This window comes from Halegenticoccus tardaugens, assembly GCF_004116405.1.
Classification (GTDB): Archaea; Halobacteriota; Halobacteria; order Halobacteriales; family Haloferacaceae; genus Halegenticoccus; species Halegenticoccus tardaugens.
Genome location: NZ_SDIC01000004.1, coordinates 249,325 through 268,311, shown reverse-complemented (window position 1 = coordinate 268,311; position 18,987 = coordinate 249,325). Strand labels below are relative to the sequence as shown.

21 protein-coding genes and 1 tRNA gene are annotated in these 18,987 nt (G+C 70.3%); 12 read left to right on the top strand and 10 right to left on the bottom strand.

The annotated features are described in order from the left end of the window. Positions 1-128: 128 nt before the first annotated feature. The 3 genes from C3L37_RS12285 (at position 129) to C3L37_RS12275 (ending at position 1,552) form a co-directional block, all read left to right on the top strand. Positions 129-911: a glycosyltransferase gene (locus C3L37_RS12285; protein ID WP_129114905.1), complete on the top strand. Its 783-nt coding sequence runs from the start codon at positions 129-131 to the stop codon at positions 909-911. After that, positions 904-1,353 carry a GtrA family protein gene (locus C3L37_RS12280; protein WP_129114904.1) on the top strand — a complete coding sequence of 150 codons (450 nt, stop codon included), beginning with the start codon at positions 904-906 and terminating at the stop codon, positions 1,351-1,353. The genes C3L37_RS12285 and C3L37_RS12280 overlap by 8 nt, the downstream gene beginning before the upstream one ends. Positions 1,354-1,477: 124 nt before the next feature. Next, a tRNA-Met gene (locus tag C3L37_RS12275) sits at positions 1,478-1,552 on the top strand. A 400-nt stretch (positions 1,553-1,952) separates the two neighbouring features. Here C3L37_RS12275 and C3L37_RS12265 read toward each other — a convergent pair. Continuing rightward, positions 1,953-2,372, bottom strand: a complete 420-nt coding sequence (locus tag C3L37_RS12265) for a Rieske (2Fe-2S) protein (RefSeq protein ID WP_129114902.1) — start codon at positions 2,370-2,372, stop codon at positions 1,953-1,955. A 134-nt stretch (positions 2,373-2,506) separates the two neighbouring features. On the opposite strand from C3L37_RS12265, the gene C3L37_RS24365 reads away from it, so the two are divergent. After that, positions 2,507-3,244 carry a hypothetical protein gene (locus C3L37_RS24365; protein ID WP_164974744.1) on the top strand — a complete coding sequence of 246 codons (738 nt, stop codon included), beginning with the start codon at positions 2,507-2,509 and terminating at the stop codon, positions 3,242-3,244. A 92-nt stretch (positions 3,245-3,336) separates the two neighbouring features. Here C3L37_RS24365 and C3L37_RS12255 read toward each other — a convergent pair whose 3' ends face one another. The 5 genes from C3L37_RS12255 to C3L37_RS12235 form a co-directional block, all read right to left on the bottom strand. Continuing rightward, complete coding sequence (locus C3L37_RS12255) at positions 3,337-4,206, bottom strand: aminotransferase class IV (RefSeq protein WP_129114901.1); 870 nt, start codon at positions 4,204-4,206, stop codon at positions 3,337-3,339. 25 nt (positions 4,207-4,231) lie between these two features. Continuing rightward, positions 4,232-4,903, bottom strand: coding sequence for an anthranilate synthase component II (locus C3L37_RS12250; protein ID WP_228546233.1), 672 nt, complete (start codon positions 4,901-4,903; stop codon positions 4,232-4,234). After that, a complete protein-coding gene (locus C3L37_RS12245) occupies positions 4,864-6,531 on the bottom strand; it encodes an anthranilate synthase component I family protein (protein WP_129114899.1) in 1,668 nt (555 codons plus the stop codon). The genes C3L37_RS12250 and C3L37_RS12245 overlap by 40 nt, the downstream gene beginning before the upstream one ends. A gap of 88 nt (positions 6,532-6,619) precedes the next feature. Continuing rightward, a complete protein-coding gene (locus tag C3L37_RS25555) occupies positions 6,620-7,387 on the bottom strand; it encodes a helix-hairpin-helix domain-containing protein (RefSeq protein WP_129114898.1) in 768 nt (255 codons plus the stop codon). 93 nt (positions 7,388-7,480) lie between these two features. After that, the gene (locus C3L37_RS12235; RefSeq protein ID WP_129114897.1) at positions 7,481-8,371 is read right to left on the bottom strand and encodes a shikimate dehydrogenase family protein; all 891 of its coding nucleotides are present in this window, start codon (positions 8,369-8,371) and stop codon (positions 7,481-7,483) included. Between the two features lie 137 nt (positions 8,372-8,508). Here C3L37_RS12235 and C3L37_RS12230 point away from each other — a divergent pair, with 137 nt between their 5' ends. The 5 genes from C3L37_RS12230 to C3L37_RS12210 all read left to right on the top strand — a co-directional run bounded on the left by C3L37_RS12230 (position 8,509) and on the right by C3L37_RS12210 (position 13,316). Continuing rightward, positions 8,509-9,843, top strand: coding sequence for a sodium:calcium antiporter (locus tag C3L37_RS12230; protein ID WP_129114896.1), 1,335 nt, complete (start codon positions 8,509-8,511; stop codon positions 9,841-9,843). 149 nt (positions 9,844-9,992) lie between these two features. Continuing rightward, positions 9,993-11,315, top strand: coding sequence for a D-aminoacyl-tRNA deacylase (locus C3L37_RS12225; protein WP_129114895.1), 1,323 nt, complete (start codon positions 9,993-9,995; stop codon positions 11,313-11,315). A gap of 121 nt (positions 11,316-11,436) precedes the next feature. Then, positions 11,437-12,582: a cell division protein FtsZ gene (ftsZ, locus tag C3L37_RS12220; RefSeq protein ID WP_129114894.1), complete on the top strand. Its 1,146-nt coding sequence runs from the start codon at positions 11,437-11,439 to the stop codon at positions 12,580-12,582. A gap of 121 nt (positions 12,583-12,703) precedes the next feature. Beyond that, the gene (locus C3L37_RS12215; RefSeq protein WP_129114893.1) at positions 12,704-12,877 is read left to right on the top strand and encodes a protein translocase SEC61 complex subunit gamma; all 174 of its coding nucleotides are present in this window, start codon (positions 12,704-12,706) and stop codon (positions 12,875-12,877) included. A gap of 1 nt (position 12,878) precedes the next feature. After that, positions 12,879-13,316: a transcription elongation factor Spt5 gene (locus C3L37_RS12210; RefSeq protein ID WP_129114892.1), complete on the top strand. Its 438-nt coding sequence runs from the start codon at positions 12,879-12,881 to the stop codon at positions 13,314-13,316. A gap of 22 nt (positions 13,317-13,338) precedes the next feature. Here the strand turns inward: C3L37_RS12210 and C3L37_RS12205 are convergent, their stop codons facing one another. Next, positions 13,339-13,641, bottom strand: coding sequence for a DUF7565 family protein (locus C3L37_RS12205; RefSeq protein ID WP_129114891.1), 303 nt, complete (start codon positions 13,639-13,641; stop codon positions 13,339-13,341). Between the two features lie 91 nt (positions 13,642-13,732). Here C3L37_RS12205 and C3L37_RS12200 point away from each other — a divergent pair, with 91 nt between their 5' ends. Continuing rightward, complete coding sequence (locus tag C3L37_RS12200; RefSeq protein WP_228546220.1) at positions 13,733-14,497, top strand: PHP-associated domain-containing protein; 765 nt, start codon at positions 13,733-13,735, stop codon at positions 14,495-14,497. Between the two features lie 31 nt (positions 14,498-14,528). Here C3L37_RS12200 and C3L37_RS12195 read toward each other — a convergent pair whose 3' ends face one another. Both C3L37_RS12195 and C3L37_RS12190 read right to left on the bottom strand, forming a co-directional pair. Next, positions 14,529-15,017, bottom strand: a complete 489-nt coding sequence (locus C3L37_RS12195) for a metal-dependent hydrolase (RefSeq protein ID WP_129114890.1) — start codon at positions 15,015-15,017, stop codon at positions 14,529-14,531. A gap of 107 nt (positions 15,018-15,124) precedes the next feature. After that, entirely contained in the window at positions 15,125-15,643 is a 519-nt protein-coding gene (locus tag C3L37_RS12190) for a CinA family protein (RefSeq protein WP_129114889.1), read from the bottom strand. 90 nt (positions 15,644-15,733) lie between these two features. Here C3L37_RS12190 and C3L37_RS12185 point away from each other — a divergent pair, with 90 nt between their 5' ends. Both C3L37_RS12185 and C3L37_RS12180 read left to right on the top strand, forming a co-directional pair. Beyond that, the gene (locus C3L37_RS12185; protein ID WP_129114888.1) at positions 15,734-16,831 is read left to right on the top strand and encodes a pyridoxal phosphate-dependent aminotransferase; all 1,098 of its coding nucleotides are present in this window, start codon (positions 15,734-15,736) and stop codon (positions 16,829-16,831) included. Positions 16,832-17,002: 171 nt separating this feature from the next. After that, positions 17,003-18,130, top strand: coding sequence for an ArsA family ATPase (locus C3L37_RS12180; protein ID WP_129114887.1), 1,128 nt, complete (start codon positions 17,003-17,005; stop codon positions 18,128-18,130). Here C3L37_RS12180 and C3L37_RS12175 read toward each other — a convergent pair. After that, positions 18,127-18,969, bottom strand: a complete 843-nt coding sequence (locus C3L37_RS12175; protein ID WP_129114886.1) for an SDR family oxidoreductase — start codon at positions 18,967-18,969, stop codon at positions 18,127-18,129. The genes C3L37_RS12180 and C3L37_RS12175 overlap by 4 nt on opposite strands. Positions 18,970-18,987 lie beyond the last annotated feature (18 nt).

Below are 18,987 nucleotides of genomic sequence, written 5' to 3'. Positions count from 1 at the left end.
GCCGGTGGTATACGTTTTTTGGGTTCCCCGACCGGGGGACGCGAGCCCGTCGGCGCACGAGACAGATGTGTGACCGGTCAGCTGCCGTAAGTCAAACGCTTTTTATCCCGTGCGTGAAACGTCGGAACATGGATCGCTCCGTCGGGATCGTGATCCCCGCCTACCGACCGGACGCGGACGTTCTCGCCGCGTACGTTCGGGAGATCGCAGAGCGGCTCCGCCCCGACGAGATTCGCGTCGAACTCGACGCGCCGACGCCGACGGAGGTCGACGAACTCGCGACCCTGCCGGCGACCGTCTCGACCGCCCCGCGGCGGCGGGGGAAGGGCGCGGCCGTCACGGCCGGATTCGAGGCGCTCGACGCCGACGTGCTCGCGTTCGTCGACGCCGACGGCAGCACGCCGGTCGACTCGATCGACGACGTGCTCGCGCCGGTCCGGGCCGGCGAGGCGGAGCTTTCGGTCGGCTCCCGACGTCACCCGGACGCGCGCGTCGCCTCCCACCAGACGTTCGCCCGCCGTTACCTCGGCGACTGTTTCGCGCGGCTCGGACGGCTGCTCCTCGACGCGAAGCTCTACGACTACCAGTGCGGCGCGAAGGCGATCGCGCGCGACGCGTGGACGACGGTCAGGCGCCACCTGTACGAGCCGGGGTTCGCGTGGGACGTCGAACTCGTCGCCGTCGCGGCCGCGCTCGACGCCCGCGTCGTCGAGGTTCCGGTGCGGTGGGAGGACAGGCCGGGCTCGACCGTCTCGCCGATCCGGTCGTCGCTGCGGTTGGGACGGGGGCTTCTCTCGGCGCGCCACCGGGCGAAGCTCCTCCGCGAGGACGGCTTTCACGCCCTTCTCGACGCCCGACGTCGGCCGCGGTCGGCCCTCGTCGAACGGTTCGCGGAGGCCGTCGATGAATAGCTGGGTCGACGAACTCGCCTCCGGCGTCAGGGTGGGCCAGTTCGCCTCCGTCGGTGCCGTCGGCGCGGTGGTGGACACGGCGACGGTCGTCGCGTTGACCTCGTGGCTCGGCGTCTACCGCGGGAGCGCGAAGCTCGTCGGCGCGGAGCTGGCGATCGTCCTGATGTTCCTGCTCAACGAGAACTGGACGTTCGCCTCGGAGGGCGGCGGCGGCCTCCGCGGTCTCCTGTGGCGCTTCGGAAAGTCGAACCTCGTCCGGGCGGGCGGCGTGCTCGTCGCGACGGTCGTCTTCGTCCACGTCTCCGGGCTCGACGTGCGCCTCCCCGTCGGCGGGGAGGGGCTGTGGCTCGTCGCCGCCAACGGCGTCGGCATCGCCGCCGGCACCCTCGTCAACTACGTCGCGGAGAGTCTCTTCACGTGGCGGGTCGCCGCGGTCGAGTGAGCGGTGAGGGTCGGTTCGAATCGCCCCGACGCCGAGCGTCGCGTTCGTCCCCCGTGTGGTACGAAAACACACGTACGGCGACGGAATCACAACCCTTAACAGGCAGTGTCCAGTTGAGAGAAGTAGCGGGATGGGATAGCCAGGAGATTCCGCCGGGCTCATAACCCGGAGATCGGTAGTTCAAATCTACCTCCCGCTATCTTCTGTGGCGCACACAGCGAACGACGAGCGAAGCGAGTCGTGAGCCGTGCGCCACAGAAGATAGATATTGAGGACTCCGTGGGATTTCTAGTAGGTTGGTATTTTAGCGAGCGAAACCGGCGTTCGATAGGTGCGCCTCAACACCCTACGAACTCTCCTCGCGACGTCTCCTCACTTCGTTAATGAGTGTCGGGATGAGGACCCCGATTGCGATGAGGACGCCCAGTTGAACGACCAAACTATCGGTTCTGTGGATTGCTGCCTGCCAGACATCGACCGCTAAAAGGATGAAGAATACGGTGACTATCGTATCCCTACTAACCATTCGAGTAGGAGTCGTCGAAGACCCACATAAGTAGAACCGCCGCGTCCTCACGAAGAACGACGGGTCGCGTCGCTCAGGTTCCGCTGAAGTCGATCCTGCTCCCCGACGAGAGGTCGTACTCGCCGGAGGGGCCGAGGCGTTCGAACTCGTACTCGTCGTCCGCGAGGTAGACGTCGCCGTCCTCGACCGCGACGGCGATGGTGTCGAGCGTCGCCCCCTCGCAGGGACCGAAGTCGCAGTAGCCGGTGTCCTGTTCGAACGTCGCGCCGTGTTTCTGACAGACGATCTCGCCGTTTCTGACGAGCGCGCCGGACCCCTTGTCGAGGCGCACGTCGGTCCAGTGCTGGCAGTAGTTCTCGAACGCGACGACGCTCCCGTCGCCGAGTCGCGTCAGGATCGCCTCCGCCGTGTCGACCCCCGATCGGACGGTGAAAAGGAGCGTCCCGTCGGTCGGGACCTCCTCGACCGAGACGATTCGCCGGCTCTCGTCCATGGTCGGGCTTCGTGCCCGCGCGCATCAACGTTTGGCATTCGCCGACGGGCGATCGCGGTCGATCGTCACCCGTTCCGAACGGTCGCACCGACGGTACACTTTTAAACGGTGACGAGAAAGGGGCGGAGAGACGCGTGCTCGGAGAGACGATAGAGGGCGTCGCATCGCGGCGCAAGACGCTGGCGCTTTTCAACTACGAGGGATCCGACCGGCTCCGCCGCCGCCTCGACCGCTTCTTCTCCTTTCACAACGTCACCGTCGAGGACGGCGGGGCCGACCCGAATCGCCCCCGGAACTGCGCCGTCCTCTACGACGCCGGCGGCGTCGTCGCCGCCTCGTCGATCGACGACCTCCGCGAGCGCGTCCACCTCGGCGACGGACTGCCGGTCGTAAAGCGCGACCGCCGCGCCGACGATCGAATGCCGGCGGTCCTGTCGAAGCTCGACGACACCCTGTTCACGGTCTCCGGCGAGGACGAGCGACTCCTGCGCCGCGTCTCCCGCGACATCGCGACGCTCGCGGTTCGGACCGGCGACGGGGCGCTCCGAACGGGCCTGCAACGGCTGTCGTCGTTCGCGGAGGGGACCGAACTCCGCCAGGTGCACGAGCGCGCGGCCGACCGCGGCGTCGACGTGCACGTCTACGGGCGACCGGACGCGACCCCGGACGGGTCCGACCGGATCACGTACCGCGCGAACGAGTCCGCGGAGGTCGCCCGGACGTGGTTCGTCGTGTACGACGGCGGCGGCCGCCGCCCGCGGATGGCCGCGCTCGTCGCCGAGGAGCGAGACGACGGGTACCACGGCTTCTGGACGCTAAAGCCGTACCTCGTCGAGAGCGTCGACGAGTACCTCGCGGGAATGTACGCCTGAGTCGATACCCCACGGCTGAAATCGCGGGCTCGTCAGCGACGGGGGCGGCGGGTGGCCGGCCGGCGATCGCCGCCCGTCACCGGGCCGGACGCTCAGTACAGCGCCTCGACGCGCTCGTCGAACAGCCGCGAGAGCAGCGCCGTCACCGGCCCGTCGCCGACCGCGATCCCGTCGACGCGCGCGACGGGTCGGAGCTCCCACGTCGTGTTCGTGAGGAACGCCTCGTCCGCGCGGCGCAGGTCGCCCGGCGCGTACGACCCCTCCTCGACCGGGATCCCCTCCTCCCGGGCGAGGTCGAGCACGACCGATCGGGTGATCCCCGGGAGGACCGGACTGTCGAGGTTCGGCGTCCTGAGGGCGTCGTCGGCGACGAAGAACACGTTGCTCGTCGCCCCCTCCGTGATCCGCCCGTCGGCGTTCAAAAGCAGCGCCTCGTCGGCGTCCGAGACCCCGAGTTCGAGACGGGCGAGCACGCCGTTCAGGTAGTTGTGCGTCTTCGCCCGCGCGGGGATCGACCGGTCGGGAACGCGCCGCGTCTTCACGGTCTGGAGCGTCGCCGGGGCGTCCCAGACGGGGCGTCCCTCCCGACCGCCGCGCGGGAGTTCGGAGACGATCACGACGACCGTGGGATCGACGTCCGGGTCGGGAGTGAGCTTCCCCGGCTGAACGCCCCGGGTGACGGACAGACGGACGTAGGCGTCCGCGAGGTCGTTCGCGTCGAGCGTCTCCTCGACGCGCGAGCGGAGGTCGGCGTCCGAGAGGCGGTGGTCGATCGCGAGCAGGTCGCACGTCGCGCGGAGGCGGTCGACGTGGGCGTCCCACTCGAACGGGGTGCTGCCGTAGACGCGGATCGTCTCGAAGGCGGCGTCGCCGTACAGAAAGCCGCGGTCGCGGACGCTGACCGTCGCCTCGGCGGCCGGGACGAGTTCGCCGTCGACGTGGTAGAGAGGGACGTCGGTCACGGTTCGAACCTCGAATCGGCGTCGGTCATCGTCCGAACCCCGAGTCGGCGGCGTTCGGGGCCGCGACGCCCTCAACGAAGTTTCGCACCATGCGTTTCCCGCCCTCGGTGAGCACGCTCTCGGGGTGGAACTGGACGCCCGCGTGGGGCCGCCCGCGTCGGCGGACGCCCATCACGAGCCGTCGTTCGTCGTCGGTCCACGCTGTCTCGACGAGTTCGGCGGGGAGGTCGCCGCGTTCGACGGCCAGCGAGTGGTACCGGCCGACATCGATCCGCTCGGGGAGGCCCGCGAAGATCCCCCGTCCGTCGTGTCTCACCGTCGAGGACTTGCCGTGGACGACCTCGGGCGCGCGACGGACGCGCGCGCCGAGCGCCGCACAGAGCGCCTGGTGGCCGAGACACACCCCGAGCGTCGGGTAGTCGAGGTCGGCGAAGATCGGGATCGAGACGCCGGCATCGTCCGGCGTCCCCGGGCCGGGCGAGACGACGATCCCGTCGGGATCGAGCGCCCGGATACCGTCGGCGTCGATCTCGTCGTTGCGCCTGACGACGACGCGATCCGAGTCGGCCGCGCCCGCCGTGCCCGCCGAGGCGACCGACTCGCCGACGTACTGGACGAGGTTGTACGCGAACGAGTCGTAGTTGTCGATCACCAGGATCACGGCCCCGCCTCCGACTCCTCCGCGGTCGCCTCCGATTCCGACCGTTCCCGCGTTTCCCCGCCCGCCCCCGCGACGGTCAGGTCGGCTCGCTCGCCGAGCGCCTCGTCGACGGCGTTCACGAGCGCCCGGCCCTTCGCGAGGGTCTCCTCGTACTCCCGGTCCGGAACGGAGTCGTGGACGATCCCCGCGCCGACGCGCAGACGGTACTCGTCGCCGCGGCGGACGAGCGTCCGGATGACGATGTTCAGCGTCGCGCGGTCGTCGAAGCCGAAGATTCCGACGCTCCCGGTGTACGGCCCCCGCCGCGTCGATTCGACCTCCTCGATGATCTCCATCGTCCGTGGCTTCGGCGCGCCGGTGACGGTGCCGCCGGGGAACGTCGCCGCGATCGCGTCGACGAGGCGCGCGTCCGGTCGGAGCCGGCCCTCGACGACCGAGACCAGGTGCATCACCTCCGAGTAGCGGTCGACCCGCCGGTACTCGCTCACCTCGACCGTGCCGTACTCGCAGACCTTGCCGAGGTCGTTGCGTTCGAGGTCGACGAGCATCGCGTGCTCGGCCCGTTCCTTTTCGTCCGCGAGCAGGTCGGCCTCCAGGTCGGCGTCCGCGTCGGGCGTCTCGCCTCGCCGTCGCGTGCCCGCGATCGGCTCGGTGACGGCCCGATTCCCCTCGCGGCGGAGGAGCAGTTCGGGGCTCGCGCTCACGAGATCGACGCCGGGAGACTCGATCAGCGCGGAGTACGGCGCGGGATTCACCCGGCGGAGGGCGGCGTAGGCGTCGACGGGGTGGACCGCCGCCGGCGCGACGAGCCGCTGTGAGACGTTGGTCTGGAAGGTGTCGCCCGCCCGGACGTACTCCTTCACCCGGCGGACCCTGTCCGCGAACGCCTCCCGCCCGCAGTCGCTCTCGAACCGCGCCGTCGAGGCCGCGGCGGGCGAGCCGACCGCGGGGTCGCCCTCGTCGATCGAGCGAGCGAGCGACAGCGCGCGGGCGAGCCCCCGGTCGTACGCCGCGTCGGCGTCCGACCCGCCTCCGACGGCGTCTGCTCGCGCGCCTCGACGGGTACCGCCGCCCGATTCGTCGCCCACCCGCGGACAGGCGGTGATTCGGAGGGTCGTCGATCCCTCCCCGCGGGGCTCGCGCCACGCGGCGACGCGGTCGTACACGCCGAGCTGGAGCCGCGGGAGGCCGGGATCGACGGCCGTCTCGTCGGGGAGGCCCTCGATCTCGCGGGCGACGTCGTAGGCGAGCCACCCAACCGCGCCGCAGGGGTACGGCACGTCGCAGTCGCCCCTGACGAGCGTCTCGCCCGAGAGGAGCCCGTCGAGCGCCGAGAGCGTCGGCGAACGGTCGGCTGGCGGCGCATCCGGGCCGGCGGCGGCGGAGCGGACGACCGCATCCGGGCCGACCCGGAGGCGCTCGATCGGATCGACCGCGAAGTACCCCCAGCCGCGCTGACCGCCGGTGGTTTCGAGGAACGCACCGTCGAGTCGCTTCGCTCCTCGACGAGCCTCCGTCTCGCTTCGCCCGCGCGCCCGGCGATACGCGTCGAACGGGTCGTCGACCGAGACGCGGACCTCCACCGGAATACGGCTGGGGCGGGGCGCGTCGCGCGCCGCGGCGCGGAACGCCGCGAGGTCGGTGACGACCGTCGGTTCGTTCATAGGCGGTAGCTGAGCGCGGGCGACGGTAACGGTTTCGCGACGGCGCGACGACCGTGCGCCGCGTCGGACGGGACGGGGACGGGCGTCCTCAGCGGTCCTTCGCGCGATCGATCCAGCGGCCGACCCGCTTTTCCGAGACGCCGATCTCGTCGGCGATCTCCGCCGCGTCGGCGCTCGCGAGGTCGTCGACCGACTCGACGCCGATGTCGGCGAGGCGCTCCGCGTACGCCGGTCCGATACCCTTGACGGTGTCGACCGACTCGCTCTCCGTCGCCGCCGTCTCGGCGGACGGCTCCGACTCGGCGTCCGCTTCGACGTCCACGTCGTCGGACTCGGGACCGGCCGCTTCCGCCGGTTCGGCCGCCTCCGAACCCTCGGCCTCCTCGTCGACCATCGAGTCGGTCGAGGCGGCCGCGTCCGTCTCCTCGGCGGCCGACTCCTCGACCGTCGGCTCCGATTCCCGCTCGTCCGGCGCTTCGGGCTCCGACTCGTCGTCCGGTTCCGCCTCGGGGATCTCCACTCCCTCGGCGGGTTCGGCGTCCGGGCCGGCGGCGTCGGGGTCGTCGGTCGACGGGCCCGCCGCCTCGCCGGGCTCGGCGGCCCGATCGGCGTCGGAGGGCGCTTCGACCATCGAGTCGGTCGAGGCGGCCGCGTCCGTCTCCTCGGCGGCCGACTCTTCCGTCGGCTCCGCACCGGACTCGTCCGGCGCGTCGGTTCCCTTGACGGCGGCCTCCGTCTCCGTCCGCGCGTCCGCCCCCGCGTCGCGTTCGACCGTGACGCCGGGTTGCCGGCGCTCCCGGTCGCCGGACGAGCCATCGAGACCGAGCAACGATTTCAGCTTGTCCAGTAGTGCCATTGTGCGACACTATGTGTGCCCGATATTTAAAAGCCGCCGCCACGGTCGTCGCGTGACGTCAGACGTTCGACCGCGACGCGGCGTTCATCTACGTCAGACGTTCGCCCGCAACGCGGCGTTCATCTCCTCGACAGGCGCGTCGACCCCCGTCCAGCGCTCGAACGCCTCGACGCCCTGATACAGCAGCATCCACGCGCCGTCGACGGTCGTCGCGCCCGCCCGCCGAGCGTCGCGGAGCAGCCGCGTGTCGAGGGGCGAGTACACCGCGTCGAGGACCGCGAGGTTCGGGTGCAACAGTTCCGCGGGGACCGGCGATCGGTCCTCCTCCATGCCGACGCTCGTCGCGTTGACGAGGAGGGACGCGTCCGGGACCGTCGGCGCGAGCGAGTCCAACCCGCCGCCGGTCGCGTCGGGGACGGCCGCCGCGAGGTCCCTCGCGGTTCTCTCGGTTCGGTTCGCCACGTGGACGGACGCGCCGGCGTCGGCGAGTCCGAACGCGGCCGCGCGACCCGCGCCGCCGGCCCCGACGACGACCGCGTCCGCCCCGTCGAGCGGGACGTCGTGGTGCTCGAAGGCACGGATCACGCCGGCGGCGTCGGTATTGTAGCCTCGCGGCAGGTCGCCGCGGGCGTCGGTATTGTAGCCTCGCGGCAGGTCGCCGCGGGCGTCGGCATCGTCGCCCCCGGGCGGCTCGTCGTCGCCGGGGGTCGCCCCCGGGAAGTCGACGGTGTTCACCGCCCCGATGCGAGCGGCGAGGTCGTCCGGTTCGACGAGGTCGAGCACGTCCCGCTTGAACGGGATCGTGACGTTCAGCCCCGAGACGCCGAGCGCCGCCGCGCCGCGCACGGCCGCGCCGAGGTCGTCCGGGTCCGGTTCGAACGTGACGTACCGGGCGTCCATCCCGAGCGCCTCGTAGGCGGCCTCGTGCATCGGCGGCGAGAGCGAGTGACCGACCGGGTTCCCGATGAGACCGAACACCTGCATGGTCCCACACGGGCCGGAGGCCGACAAAAAAGCGTCGTTCGCGTCGACGGGCGCGGCGCGGGTCCTCGTCATCGGTTCCCACGGTTCGCGCGTGTGGAAACAGAAGAGCTACTTGCGTTCTGGCGCACGGACTAGCTATGTCTTCGTTCCTTCGGCACCCCCTGGCGGCCGTCGCGGTGACGACCGCGCTGACGCTTCCGTGGCTGTTCTTCTGGGCGACCGGCACGCATCCCGCGTCGACGCTCGCGACCGTCGGCGTCAGCGGGATCGCCGTGCTCGGCTCGTCGTTCCTCCTCGCGTGGGGCGCGGAGACGGCCGAAAAGGACGTCCCGCGGGCGTTCGCAATCGCGGTGCTCGCGGTGCTCGCGGTCGCCCCGGAGTACGCCGTCGACGCGCTGTACGCGTGGCAGGCCGGGGCGTACGACGGCACCCCGCGCGGCGCGGAGGCGGCGAACCTCGCGGTCGCCAACATGACCGGCGCGAATCGGATCCTCATCGGACTCGGCTGGTCCGGGATCGCGCTGTTTACGATCTACCGGGCGAAGCAGACGCTCGACCCCGCGGTCGAGAGACGCCCCGGGTTCCTGGCCGACGCGGTTCGCCTCGACCGGGACATCGCCCTCGAAATCGCCTTCCTGCTCGTCGCGACGGCGTTCGCCTTCCTCGTGCCGCTCGGCGGCGGAATCGGCCTCGTCGACACGGTCGTCCTCGTCGGTCTCTACGCCCTCTACATCTCGATCATCATCCGCGGCGACGTCGAGGAGGTCGAAGCGCAGGTGGGCGTGCCGGCTCACTTTCACCGCTACCCGAAGGCGGCCCGCGTCGCCGTCGTCCTCCTGCTCTTTTCGTACTCCGGCTGGATGATCTACACCGCGGTCCACCCGTTCGCCCACGGGCTCGAAGAGCTGGGGCAGACCATCGGCGTCCCGGCGTTCTTCATGATCCAGTGGATCGCGCCGCTCGCGAGCGAGAGCCCCGAACTCATCGTCGTCGCCTACCTCGTGAACAAGGCGCGCTCGACCGCGGGGTTCAACGCGCTCATCTCCTCGAAGCTCAACCAGTGGACGCTGCTCATCGGGACGCTGGCCGTCGTGTACAGCATCGCGCTGGGGCAGCTCGGGACGCTCCAGTTCGACCCGAAGCAGTCCGCCGAGATCTGGATCACCGCCGCCCAGAGCTTCTTCGCCATCGCCGTGCTCGTGAACTTCTCGATCAGCGTCCGCGAGGCGGTCGCGCTGCTCGTGCTGTTCTCCTCGCAGGTCTTCGTCGAGTTCCTCATCGTCCGCGAGGTCGTCGCATTCCCCTTCACCGCGTACGACGTGCTCATCGCCTACAGCGTCGTCTACATCGTCCTCGGCCTCGCGCTGTTCGTCCAGCGCCGCGGGGATTTCCGCAAACTCATGGGCCTCACCGCCACCACCGCGCAGGACGCCATCGGACTGGGAGCGACACAGCCGGACCGGGCCGACTGAGCGGCCGCTCCCGTCGTCTCACACCCAAAGCGTATCCGGACGCTCCGCCCCCTCTGCCTCCGGACGCCCCACCCCCTCCGCCGGACACCGATCCGCTTTCCTCGGCCGGACACCGACCCGTTTTTGCGTCCGCGCGCCTACCGTCGGCCGTGATCGCGATCGTCGTCAGCCGCGCCGACCGCGCGTCGGAGCACGTCGGCGAGCACCTGCTCGACCTCGCCGACTGGAGCGAACGCGAGGACGACTCCCGGCCGGACGCCGACGGCGGCGGGACGTACTACCGGACCGAGGGCTTCGAGCTGCGCACCTTCGACGAACTCCACATCTACGTGGACGATCCCGCGCGGGCGTTCGACGAGCCCGACCTCCTGCTCTTCGTCTCCCGTCACTCCGGCGACACGGGGCCGCTCTTGACCGCGCACTTCACCGGAAACTTCGGGCCGGCCGACTACGGCGGTGAGGAGGGGCGGTTCGCCCGGGCGTGCCCGAACGCGCAGGCGACGCTCGTCGAGGCGTTCGTCGAGCACGCGCCCGAAGGATACGAGGTCGGCATCGAGTGCACCCACCACGGCCCCAGCGGCGTCGGCGTCCCGTCGATGTTCGTCGAGCTCGGGAGCGCCGAGCCGGAGTGGGAGGACCCCGAAGGGGCGCGGGCGGTCGCCCGGGCCGCGCTCGACCTCCGCGGCGTCGACCCGGACCGCGAACGGCAGCTCGTCGGCTTCGGCGGCGGTCACTACGCCCCGCGCTTTCTGCGGATCGTCCGCGAGACCCCGTGGGCCGTCGGTCACGTCGGCGCGGACTGGCCGCTGGAGGCGATGGGCGATCCGGCCGAGAACGCCGACGTGCTCCGCCGGGCGTTCGAGGCGAGCGCGGCCGAGTACGCCGTCGTCGACGGCGACCGCCCGGAACTCGAAGCGGCGGTCGAACGGCTCGGCTACCGCGTCGTGAGCGAGACGTGGGTCCGCGAGGTCGCCGACCGACCGCTCGATCTCGTCGACCGGCTGGAGCGCGACCTCGCGACGGTCGACGAAGGGCTCCGGTTCGGCGACCGCGAGGCGTCGGCGGGGGAGGTCGCGGTCGTCGACCTCCCCGGCGAGCTGCTCGCGGAGGCGCAGGGGATCGACGCGGACGCGGCGCGGGACGCCGTCGAGGCGAACGCCGTCGCCTTCGAAACGGAGCAGAGCGGAACGCGGGCCGGCGGCCGCGCCGCAGTGGTCGATTCGGTCGACCGGGACGCGATCGTGGACGACCTCGCGGCCGTGCTGGAGCGGAAGTACGACGCGGTCGAACAGGTCGACGGGGCGGTCGTCGCCCGCGAGACGGCGTTCGACCCGGCGAAGGCGCGCGAGCGCGGCGTTCCGGAAGGGCCGGCGTTCGGCCGCCTCGCGGCGGGCGAACCCGTCGACGTGGACGGCCGCGTCGTCGAACCGGCCGCGGTGCGTCGCGACCGAACACGCAGATTCCCCACGTGATCCTATATTTCTGACTGGATATACGGATAGCTGTCCAGATATCCGCGCGGAACAATCGTCAGACATCCGTCGGACCGGAGGGGAAAGATAATTACGCTTGCTCTGTAAGCGTTCGCCATAAATGGACTCTATCGTCGAGGATGCAATCGAAGAGGCCGAGAAAACGGACGACGGGCCGGGGCGGAACGGCGACGATCCCGCCGATCGGGCGAGCTCCCGACGGTCGGGGAAGATGTCCGACGAGGAGTTACAGGACATCCTCCAGGACCTCCAGACCGACATCACCGTCGTCGGCTGCGGCGGCGCGGGCGGTAACACGGTCAACCGGATGGCCGAGGAGGGCATCCACGGGGCGTCGCTCGTCGCGGCGAACACGGACGTCCAGCACCTCGTGAACATCGAGGCCGACACGAAGATCCTGATGGGCCAGCAGAAGACGCAGGGCCGCGGCGCGGGATCGCTGCCGCAGGTCGGCGAGGAGGCCGCGCTGGAGAGCCAAGAGGAGATCTACGACGCCATCGAAGGGTCCGACATGGTGTTCGTCACCGCCGGCCTCGGCGGCGGCACCGGCACCGGCTCCGCGCCCGTCGTCGCGAAGGCGGCCCGCGAGATCGGCGCGCTCACCATCGCCATCGTCACGACGCCCTTTACCGCCGAGGGCGAGGTGCGGCGGACGAACGCCGAGGCGGGCCTCGAACGCCTCCGCGACGTCGCCGACACCGTCATCGTCGTCCCCAACGACCGGCTCCTCGACGCCGTCGGCAAGCTTCCCGTCCGCCAGGCGTTCAAGGTCTCGGACGAGGTGCTGATGCGCTCGGTCAAGGGCATCACCGAACTCATCACGAAGCCCGGCCTCGTCAACCTCGACTTCGCCGACGTGCGCACGGTGATGGAGAAGGGCGGCGTCGCCATGATCGGCCTCGGCGAGAGCGACTCTGAGCAGAAGGCGCAGGACTCGGTCAAGTCGGCGCTGCGGTCGCCGCTTCTCGACGTGGACATCTCCGGTGCGAACTCGGCGCTCGTCAACGTCACCGGCGGCAGCGACATGAGCATCGAGGAGGCGGAGGGCGTCGTCGAGGAGATCTACGACCGCATCGACCCCGACGCGCGCATCATCTGGGGCACCTCGATCGACGAGGAACTCGACGGCCAGATGCGCACGATGATCGTCGTCACGGGCGTCGAGTCGCCGCAGATCTACGGCCGCAGCGAGGCGGCGCAGGCGCAGGCGGGCCGGCGGCTCGAAGACATCGACTACGTGGAGTAGCCGGCGGAGCCGGAGCGCCCGTCGGAGCGGCGACGGGTCGGATCGACGGAGGGTCGGAGCGGAGATCTCTTTTTCCAAGAAGGAAGATAGAAAAGGAGGGGCGTGTTACCTCCGCGTAACGATGGACGTCAAATACGATCTGACAAGCTACGTTCGGGTGCTGAAGATGGCGAGCACGCCGTCGTGGGAGGAGTTCTCTCAGATCGCAAAGATCGCCGCCGCCGGCATTTTTCTCGTCGGGTTGCTCGGCTTCATCATCTTCGCGGTCATGAGCCTGCTCCCCGGGGGAATGTGAGATGCCGATCTTCGCCGTCAAGACGACCGCGAGCCAGGAGCGGACGGTGGCGGACATGATCGCGAACAGGGAGGAAGAGGAGATCCACGCGGTGCTCGCGCCCGATTCGCTCACGAGCTACGTGATGGTCGAGTCGGACAACGACGCGGTGCTCGAACGCGTGCTCGACGAGATCCCCCACGCGCGGAGCATCGTGCCGGGGACGTCGAGCCTCGCCGAAGTCGAACACTTCCTCTCGCCCACCCCCGACGTGGAGGGGATCGCCGAGGGCGACATCGTCGAGCTCATCGCCGGTCCGTTCAAGGGCGAGAAGGCCCGCGTCCAGCGCATCGACGAGGGCAAGGATCAGGTGACGGTCGAACTGTACGAGGCGACGGTCCCGATCCCGGTCACCGTCCGCGGCGACCAGATCCGCGTGCTCGACAGCGAGGAGCGCTGAACGCGCTTCGCCCTCCCGCCGCTTACTCTGCGATCCCGCCGTCGACCCGTTCGACGACGCGCTGGAGGTCCGCCTCCGCCTCGATCTCCGCTTTGACCCGTTCGCGCTCGCGCACCGCCGAGGAGTCGGCGTCGTACGCGCGGACGTACTCCGCGCGGGTGTGTTCGTCGAACGCGTGACGGATCGCGAAGTACCCCTCCGGGACGACCGTTCCGCAGACCTTACACTCGTGGCGCGCGTGCTCGTTCGTCTGGTGGACGATCGCCGACTCGACGTCCTCGAACCGCGCGCCGCAGCCGTCGATGCCGCACTCCCAGCGGGACATGTTCGAACGCAGACGTTCCGGGGGCAAAAGTTTTCTCTCCCGGACAGTCCGAATGGCAACCACTAATGGCCCGTCGCGCCGATTTCCCTCCGTGAGCGCGTCTGCGACGACCCGGGTCGACATGCACGTGAAGTTGCTCGACGAGCGCGTCGTCGAGCGGGCGAAGGCGAACGACATCGACGTGCTGGTGTACGCACCGCACTTCGCGCGCCTCCCCGCGATCCGAGCGACGGCGGAGCGGTTTTCGGACGACGAGCTGCTCGTGGTGCCCGGCCGCGAGGTGTTCACCGGTTCGTGGCGCGACCGGCGGCACCTCCTCGCGGTCGGGCTCGCCGAGCCGGTGCCGGATTTCATCACGCTGGAGGGCGCGATGGCCGAGTTCGAGCGACAGGGGGCCGCCGTCCTCGTGCCGCACCCCACGCTTTTGAACGTGAGCATGAACGAGGAGGACGTCGCCTCGTACGCCGGCAGGCTCCACGCGGTCGAGACGTACAACGCGAAGTGCCCCCCGACGTACAACCGGCGCGGCCAGCGCCTCGCGGGCGACGTCGGACTTCCCGGGTTCGGATCGTCCTACGCGCACCTCCGCGGGACGGTCGGCGAGGCGTGGACGCGGTTCGGCGTCCCCGTCGAGTCGGAGTCGGACCTCGTGGAGGCGCTCGCGGAGGGCGCACCCCGCCGGGTCGTCCACCGCGGCGGCCTCGGACACCGGCTCAGGAGCCTCGCGGAGCTGTCCCACCTCGGGTACGAGAACACGTGGGGGAAGATAGACCGGCTCTTCCTCTCCGGCATGGAGCCGACGCACCCGAACCACCTCGCGTACGGGGGCCGGTTCGACGACGTGTGCGTCTACTGACCGGCGCGGGTGCGGCGCGCGACCCGCCGCGTCACGAAAACAGCGCGGCGGTCACGGTGTCGAGGCCGACGTCGAGCCGAAGCACGTAGTAGTGGACGGCCGCGAAGGCGGCGAGTTCCACCGCGGTGATGGCGACGGTGGCGACGCCGGCCCACTTGCTGCTCGTCGCGACCCCCGCCGGGAAGCTGAACTCCCGATCGAGGGGGTAACACAGCGCGAGTCCCCGCTTGCTACCGAAGTAGTCGAGGACGTAGTGCGTGAGGATGCCGACCCACACGTAGTGGAGGTTGTCGAAGTAGTAGGGGTACGCGAGAAAGAGCCCGAGCACCGGGAGGTTGTGCAACGTCTTTCGGTGTCTGCCGAACGCCGTGTCGACGTCCGGGAACAGCGCCCCGAGGGTGATCGGGACGGAAAGCTGCGCGATCGCGACGAACGTCGGGACGTCGCCGGACGGTTCGAGGACGTACCCGAGGCCGACGCTCAGGAGAACGGCGTTCAGCACGTGGCCTTTCTTGTTCATCCGGGACCGACTTTCGCCGCGGGGGGTACAAACGTTTCTCACCGCCGTCGGACGCGCGACGCACGCCTTCGCTTCGACGGGGTCTCTCCGTCCGCACCTCGGCGTCTTCACGTCCGCGCCTCGACGGCGTCGAGGAGGGCCCGGAGGGCGCGGCGGGCGATCCGCTCTTTGATCTCCCGTCGAGTGCCGTCGAACTCGTGGCGCGAGACCGCGGCGTACGATTCGCCGGTTCCCCACTCGCCGGCGTAGGCGACGCCGACGTAGACCGTGCCGACGGGTTTCTCCTCGGTGCCGCCGCCCGGTCCGGCCACGCCGGTCGTCGCCAGCCCCCACGTGACGTCGGCGGTGTCCCGCGCGCCCTGCGCCATCTGTCGGGCGACGGGCTCGCTGACCGCGCCGTGTTCGTCGAGCGCCTCCCGTTCGACCGCCAGCATCGCTCGCTTCGAGTCGTACGAGTAGGCGACGAGCGATCGGTCGAAGTAGTCGCTCGCCCCCGGAACGTCCGTGAGGAGCGAGCCGACGAGCCCGCCCGTGCACGATTCGGCGACGGCGACGGTCGCGTCGGTTCGGCGGAGCGCCTCCCCGAGGCGTTCTTCGACCGGCGGATCGGCAGCGGAGTCACGCATGGCCGTCGCTACGCGACCGCCCCCGAAAAACGGTGCGCCCGGCGCGTCCGATGACGAAAGAGCGAACACGCCGGCCGTCGACGGGCGCGTATGGAGTACGAGACGCCGCTTTTCTTCCGCGTCATGCAGTACGCGGCGCGCGCCGACCGTCACGTCATCGACATGGTGAGCGGCAGCCCCGACTGGGAGCCGCCGAGGGCGCTCCGCGACGGACTCAGGGCGTACGCCGACGCCGATCCGAGCGAGTTCCAGTACCCGCCGAGCGAAGGACTCGCCGGGCTCAGAGCGGAGATCGCCGAGCGACGAAACGTCGACCGCGAACGGATCGTCGTCACGAACGGCGCCGGCGAGGCGAACTACCTGGCGATGGCCCGGGCGCTCGAACGCGACGCGGGGAACGAGGTGATCCTCACCGACCCGGTCTACCCGTACTATCCGGGGAAAACCTCGATGCTCGGGGGGGAAGCGAGGTACGTCCCGGCCGAACGCGACGGGTCGCTCGATCCCGAGCGGGTGCGCGAGGCGGCGAGCGCGGAGACGGCGCTGATCGCGGTGAACACGCCGAACAACCCGACTGGCGCGGTGTACGACCGCGAGACGATGGGCGCGCTCGTCGACGTCGCGGAGGAGAACGACGCGTTGCTCCTCAGCGACGAGGTGTACGACCACTTCGACTTCTCGGGGCGCTTCGAGAGCGCGCTCCGGTTCGACTCCGACCGCTGCGTCGTCACGAGCGGCTTCTCGAAGTCCATGGCGATCACGGGCTTTCGCGTCGGCTACGCGGTGTTTCCGGAGGCGCTCGTCGACGCCGCGAAGACCCGTCACATGCTCGTCAACGTCGCGGGCAGCAGGCCGGCGCAGCAGGCGGTGCTGGACGCGCTCCGCAAAACGCCCCCCGAGTACTACGAGGAGACCCGGGAGATGCTCCGGACGCGCGCCGACGCGTTCACGTCCGCGCTCGACGAGGCGGGGGCGGAGTACGCGCGCCCGGACGGGGCGTTCTACGTGCTCGCGCGGTTCGACGGGTTCCCGGGCACGCTCTCGAACGTCGAGCGGCTCATCGACGAGGCGGGCGTCGCCGGCATGCCGGGGGAGGCGTTCGGCGAGTCGCGCGCCGACTGGATCCGCTTCGCGCTCGTGACGAGCGAGGTCGAGGAGGCGGCCTCGCGGCTGGCCGCGTTCTTCTGAGCCGACCGGCGTCGGCTATTCGGACTGTGGGTTCCGTCCGTCGCGGCGCGGTCGTCGGCGTATTCCGGCCGAAGCGTCGGTGACCCGGAGCGTCCGCGTCGAGGTGGTTCCGTTCTCGTATTTGAACGTTCGGACCGACGAGTACACAAGCCCGCGCGAGAGAGGGTTCGCATGGCCGAACTCGACGTCGAACCCGTCGACGCCGTCGACGAAGGAGAGGAGGACGGACCGGACGCGGGGCGACCGACCGACGGGGACGAGGAGGCGTCGGAGATTCCCGTCGAGGCGGTGACGGGACGGACCGACCTGCCGTCGGGCGTCGACGCGCCCGAGTACGTCCTCTACGGCGGGAAGGGAGGCGTCGGCAAGACGACCATGGCGGCGGCGACGGCGCTCGCGAGCGCCGCGGGCGGGACGCCGACGCTCGTCGTCTCGACCGACCCGGCGCACTCGCTGTCGGACACGCTGGAGACCGAGATCCCCGCGACGCCGACCCGGATCCGCGACGACGCGCCGCTTTTCGCCGCGGAGATCGACCCCGACGCCGCGATGGAAGATGGGTTGTTCGGCGAAGGCGAGCAGCCGCTCGGCGGAATGGGCGAGGTGGGCGAGATGTTCGACGACGAGGATCTGGGGCCGCTCCTCGGCGGGACGATGCCCGGGGCGGACGAGGCGGCGGCGATGCGGCAGTTGCTGGAGTACCTCGACGACCCGCGGTTCGAGCGCGTCGTCGTCGACACCGCCCCGACGGGGCACACCCTCCGCCTGCTTCAGCTCCCGGAGATGGTGGACTCGATGATCGGACGCGTGGTCAAACTCCGCCAGCGGTTCGGCGGCGTGATGCAGGGGGTAAAGGGGATGTTCGGCGGCGAGACCGACGCCGAAGGCGGGATGCGGGATCTCGACGCGCTTGCGGAGCGCATCGAGCGTCTCCGGGCGGTGCTGCGGGATCCCGAGAAGACCGATTTCCGGGTGGTGATGATTCCCGAGGAGATGAGCGTCGTCGAGTCCGAGCGGCTGATCCGGCGGCTCGACGGGTTCGACGTCCCCGTGGAGACCGTCGTGGTGAACCGGGTGATGGAGGACGTCTCGGCGATCGCGGACGTGGGCCCTGAGTGGATCGTCGCGCCCGATCTGGAGTCCTGCGAGTTCTGTCAGCGCCGGTGGGGGGTCCAGCAGAAGGCGCTTCGGACGGCGGCCGAGCTGTTCCGGGGACGCGACGTGAAGCGCGTGCCGCTGCTCGCCGACGAGGTGCAGGGCGAGGCGGCGCTGCGCGTCGTCGCGGCCTGTCTCGATTAGGCGAGCTTCTTTGCGAGACCGTAGAGGTTGTCGCGCACGGAGTCGGGGAGGAATCGCGCGAGCACGGACGCGCGGGCGACGGCGCCGACCGGGTAGCGCGACGCCGGCTTCGTCGCGCTGGCGGCGTTGACGATGTCCTCCGCGACGCGCTCCGGGGGAATCGCGCCGGGACCGCCGCCGCCGACGGCCTGCGTGTCCTCGAACAGGCCGTAGAACGCCTCGTACGCGCCCGAGCGCTCGACGCCGGGCACGTCGCCGTCCCCCTCGATCTCGTCCGTCGTGCGGTCGGCGAAGTTCGTCTCGACCGGCCCGGGTTCGACGAGCACCGCGTCGATCTCGTACTCGTCGACCTCGGCGCGGAGCGCGTCCGTCATCGCTTCGAGCGCGAACTTCGATCCGCAGTAGACGCCGCCGCCGGGGAAGGAGACGCGCCCGGCGACGCTGGAGACGTTGACGACGGTCCCGGACTCTTGCTCGCGCATGTGCGGGAGGACGGCCCGGGTGAGCCGGTGGGGGCCGTAGACGTTGACGTCGAACTGCCGGTGGACCTGCTCGACCGGCACGTCCTCGATGGGGCCGAGTTGCCCGTAGCCGGCGTTGTTGACGAGACAGTCGATCGACCCCTCCTCGTCGACGACGCGCGAGACGACGCGGTCGACGTCGACGTCGTCGGTCACGTCGAGCGTCGCGAGTTCGCAGCCCTCGTCGCCGAGCGTCTGGATATCCGCGGGGTTGCGCGCGGTGGCGTAGACGGTCCACTCCTCGTCGAGGAAGGCCCGCGCGGTCGCCCGGCCGATGCCGGAGGAACAGCCAGTGATGAGGACAGTCTCGGGTTTCACACCCGCACGTCGGAGGCG

Excerpts from the sequence above, each read along its gene's own strand:
- C3L37_RS12245 (WP_129114899.1), bottom strand. The coding sequence starts at position 6,531 with ATGAACGAACCGACGGTCGTCACCGACCTCGCGGCGTTCCGCGCCGCG.
- C3L37_RS12215 (WP_129114893.1), top strand. The coding sequence starts at position 12,704 with ATGGACGTCAAATACGATCTGACAAGCTACGTTCGGGTGCTGAAGATG.
- C3L37_RS12185 (WP_129114888.1), top strand. The coding sequence starts at position 15,734 with ATGGAGTACGAGACGCCGCTTTTCTTCCGCGTCATGCAGTACGCGGCG.
- C3L37_RS12195 (WP_129114890.1), bottom strand. The coding sequence starts at position 15,017 with ATGAACAAGAAAGGCCACGTGCTGAACGCCGTTCTCCTGAGCGTCGGC.
- C3L37_RS12230 (WP_129114896.1), top strand. The coding sequence starts at position 8,509 with ATGTCTTCGTTCCTTCGGCACCCCCTGGCGGCCGTCGCGGTGACGACC.
- C3L37_RS12280 (WP_129114904.1), top strand. The coding sequence starts at position 904 with ATGAATAGCTGGGTCGACGAACTCGCCTCCGGCGTCAGGGTGGGCCAG.
- C3L37_RS12285 (WP_129114905.1), top strand. The coding sequence starts at position 129 with ATGGATCGCTCCGTCGGGATCGTGATCCCCGCCTACCGACCGGACGCG.
- C3L37_RS12205 (WP_129114891.1), bottom strand. The coding sequence starts at position 13,641 with ATGTCCCGCTGGGAGTGCGGCATCGACGGCTGCGGCGCGCGGTTCGAG.
- C3L37_RS12180 (WP_129114887.1), top strand. The coding sequence starts at position 17,003 with ATGGCCGAACTCGACGTCGAACCCGTCGACGCCGTCGACGAAGGAGAG.
- C3L37_RS12190 (WP_129114889.1), bottom strand. The coding sequence starts at position 15,643 with ATGCGTGACTCCGCTGCCGATCCGCCGGTCGAAGAACGCCTCGGGGAG.
- C3L37_RS12235 (WP_129114897.1), bottom strand. The coding sequence starts at position 8,371 with ATGCAGGTGTTCGGTCTCATCGGGAACCCGGTCGGTCACTCGCTCTCG.
- C3L37_RS12210 (WP_129114892.1), top strand. The coding sequence starts at position 12,879 with ATGCCGATCTTCGCCGTCAAGACGACCGCGAGCCAGGAGCGGACGGTG.
- C3L37_RS25555 (WP_129114898.1), bottom strand. The coding sequence starts at position 7,387 with ATGGCACTACTGGACAAGCTGAAATCGTTGCTCGGTCTCGATGGCTCG.
- ftsZ (WP_129114894.1), top strand. The coding sequence starts at position 11,437 with ATGGACTCTATCGTCGAGGATGCAATCGAAGAGGCCGAGAAAACGGAC.
- C3L37_RS12265 (WP_129114902.1), bottom strand. The coding sequence starts at position 2,372 with ATGGACGAGAGCCGGCGAATCGTCTCGGTCGAGGAGGTCCCGACCGAC.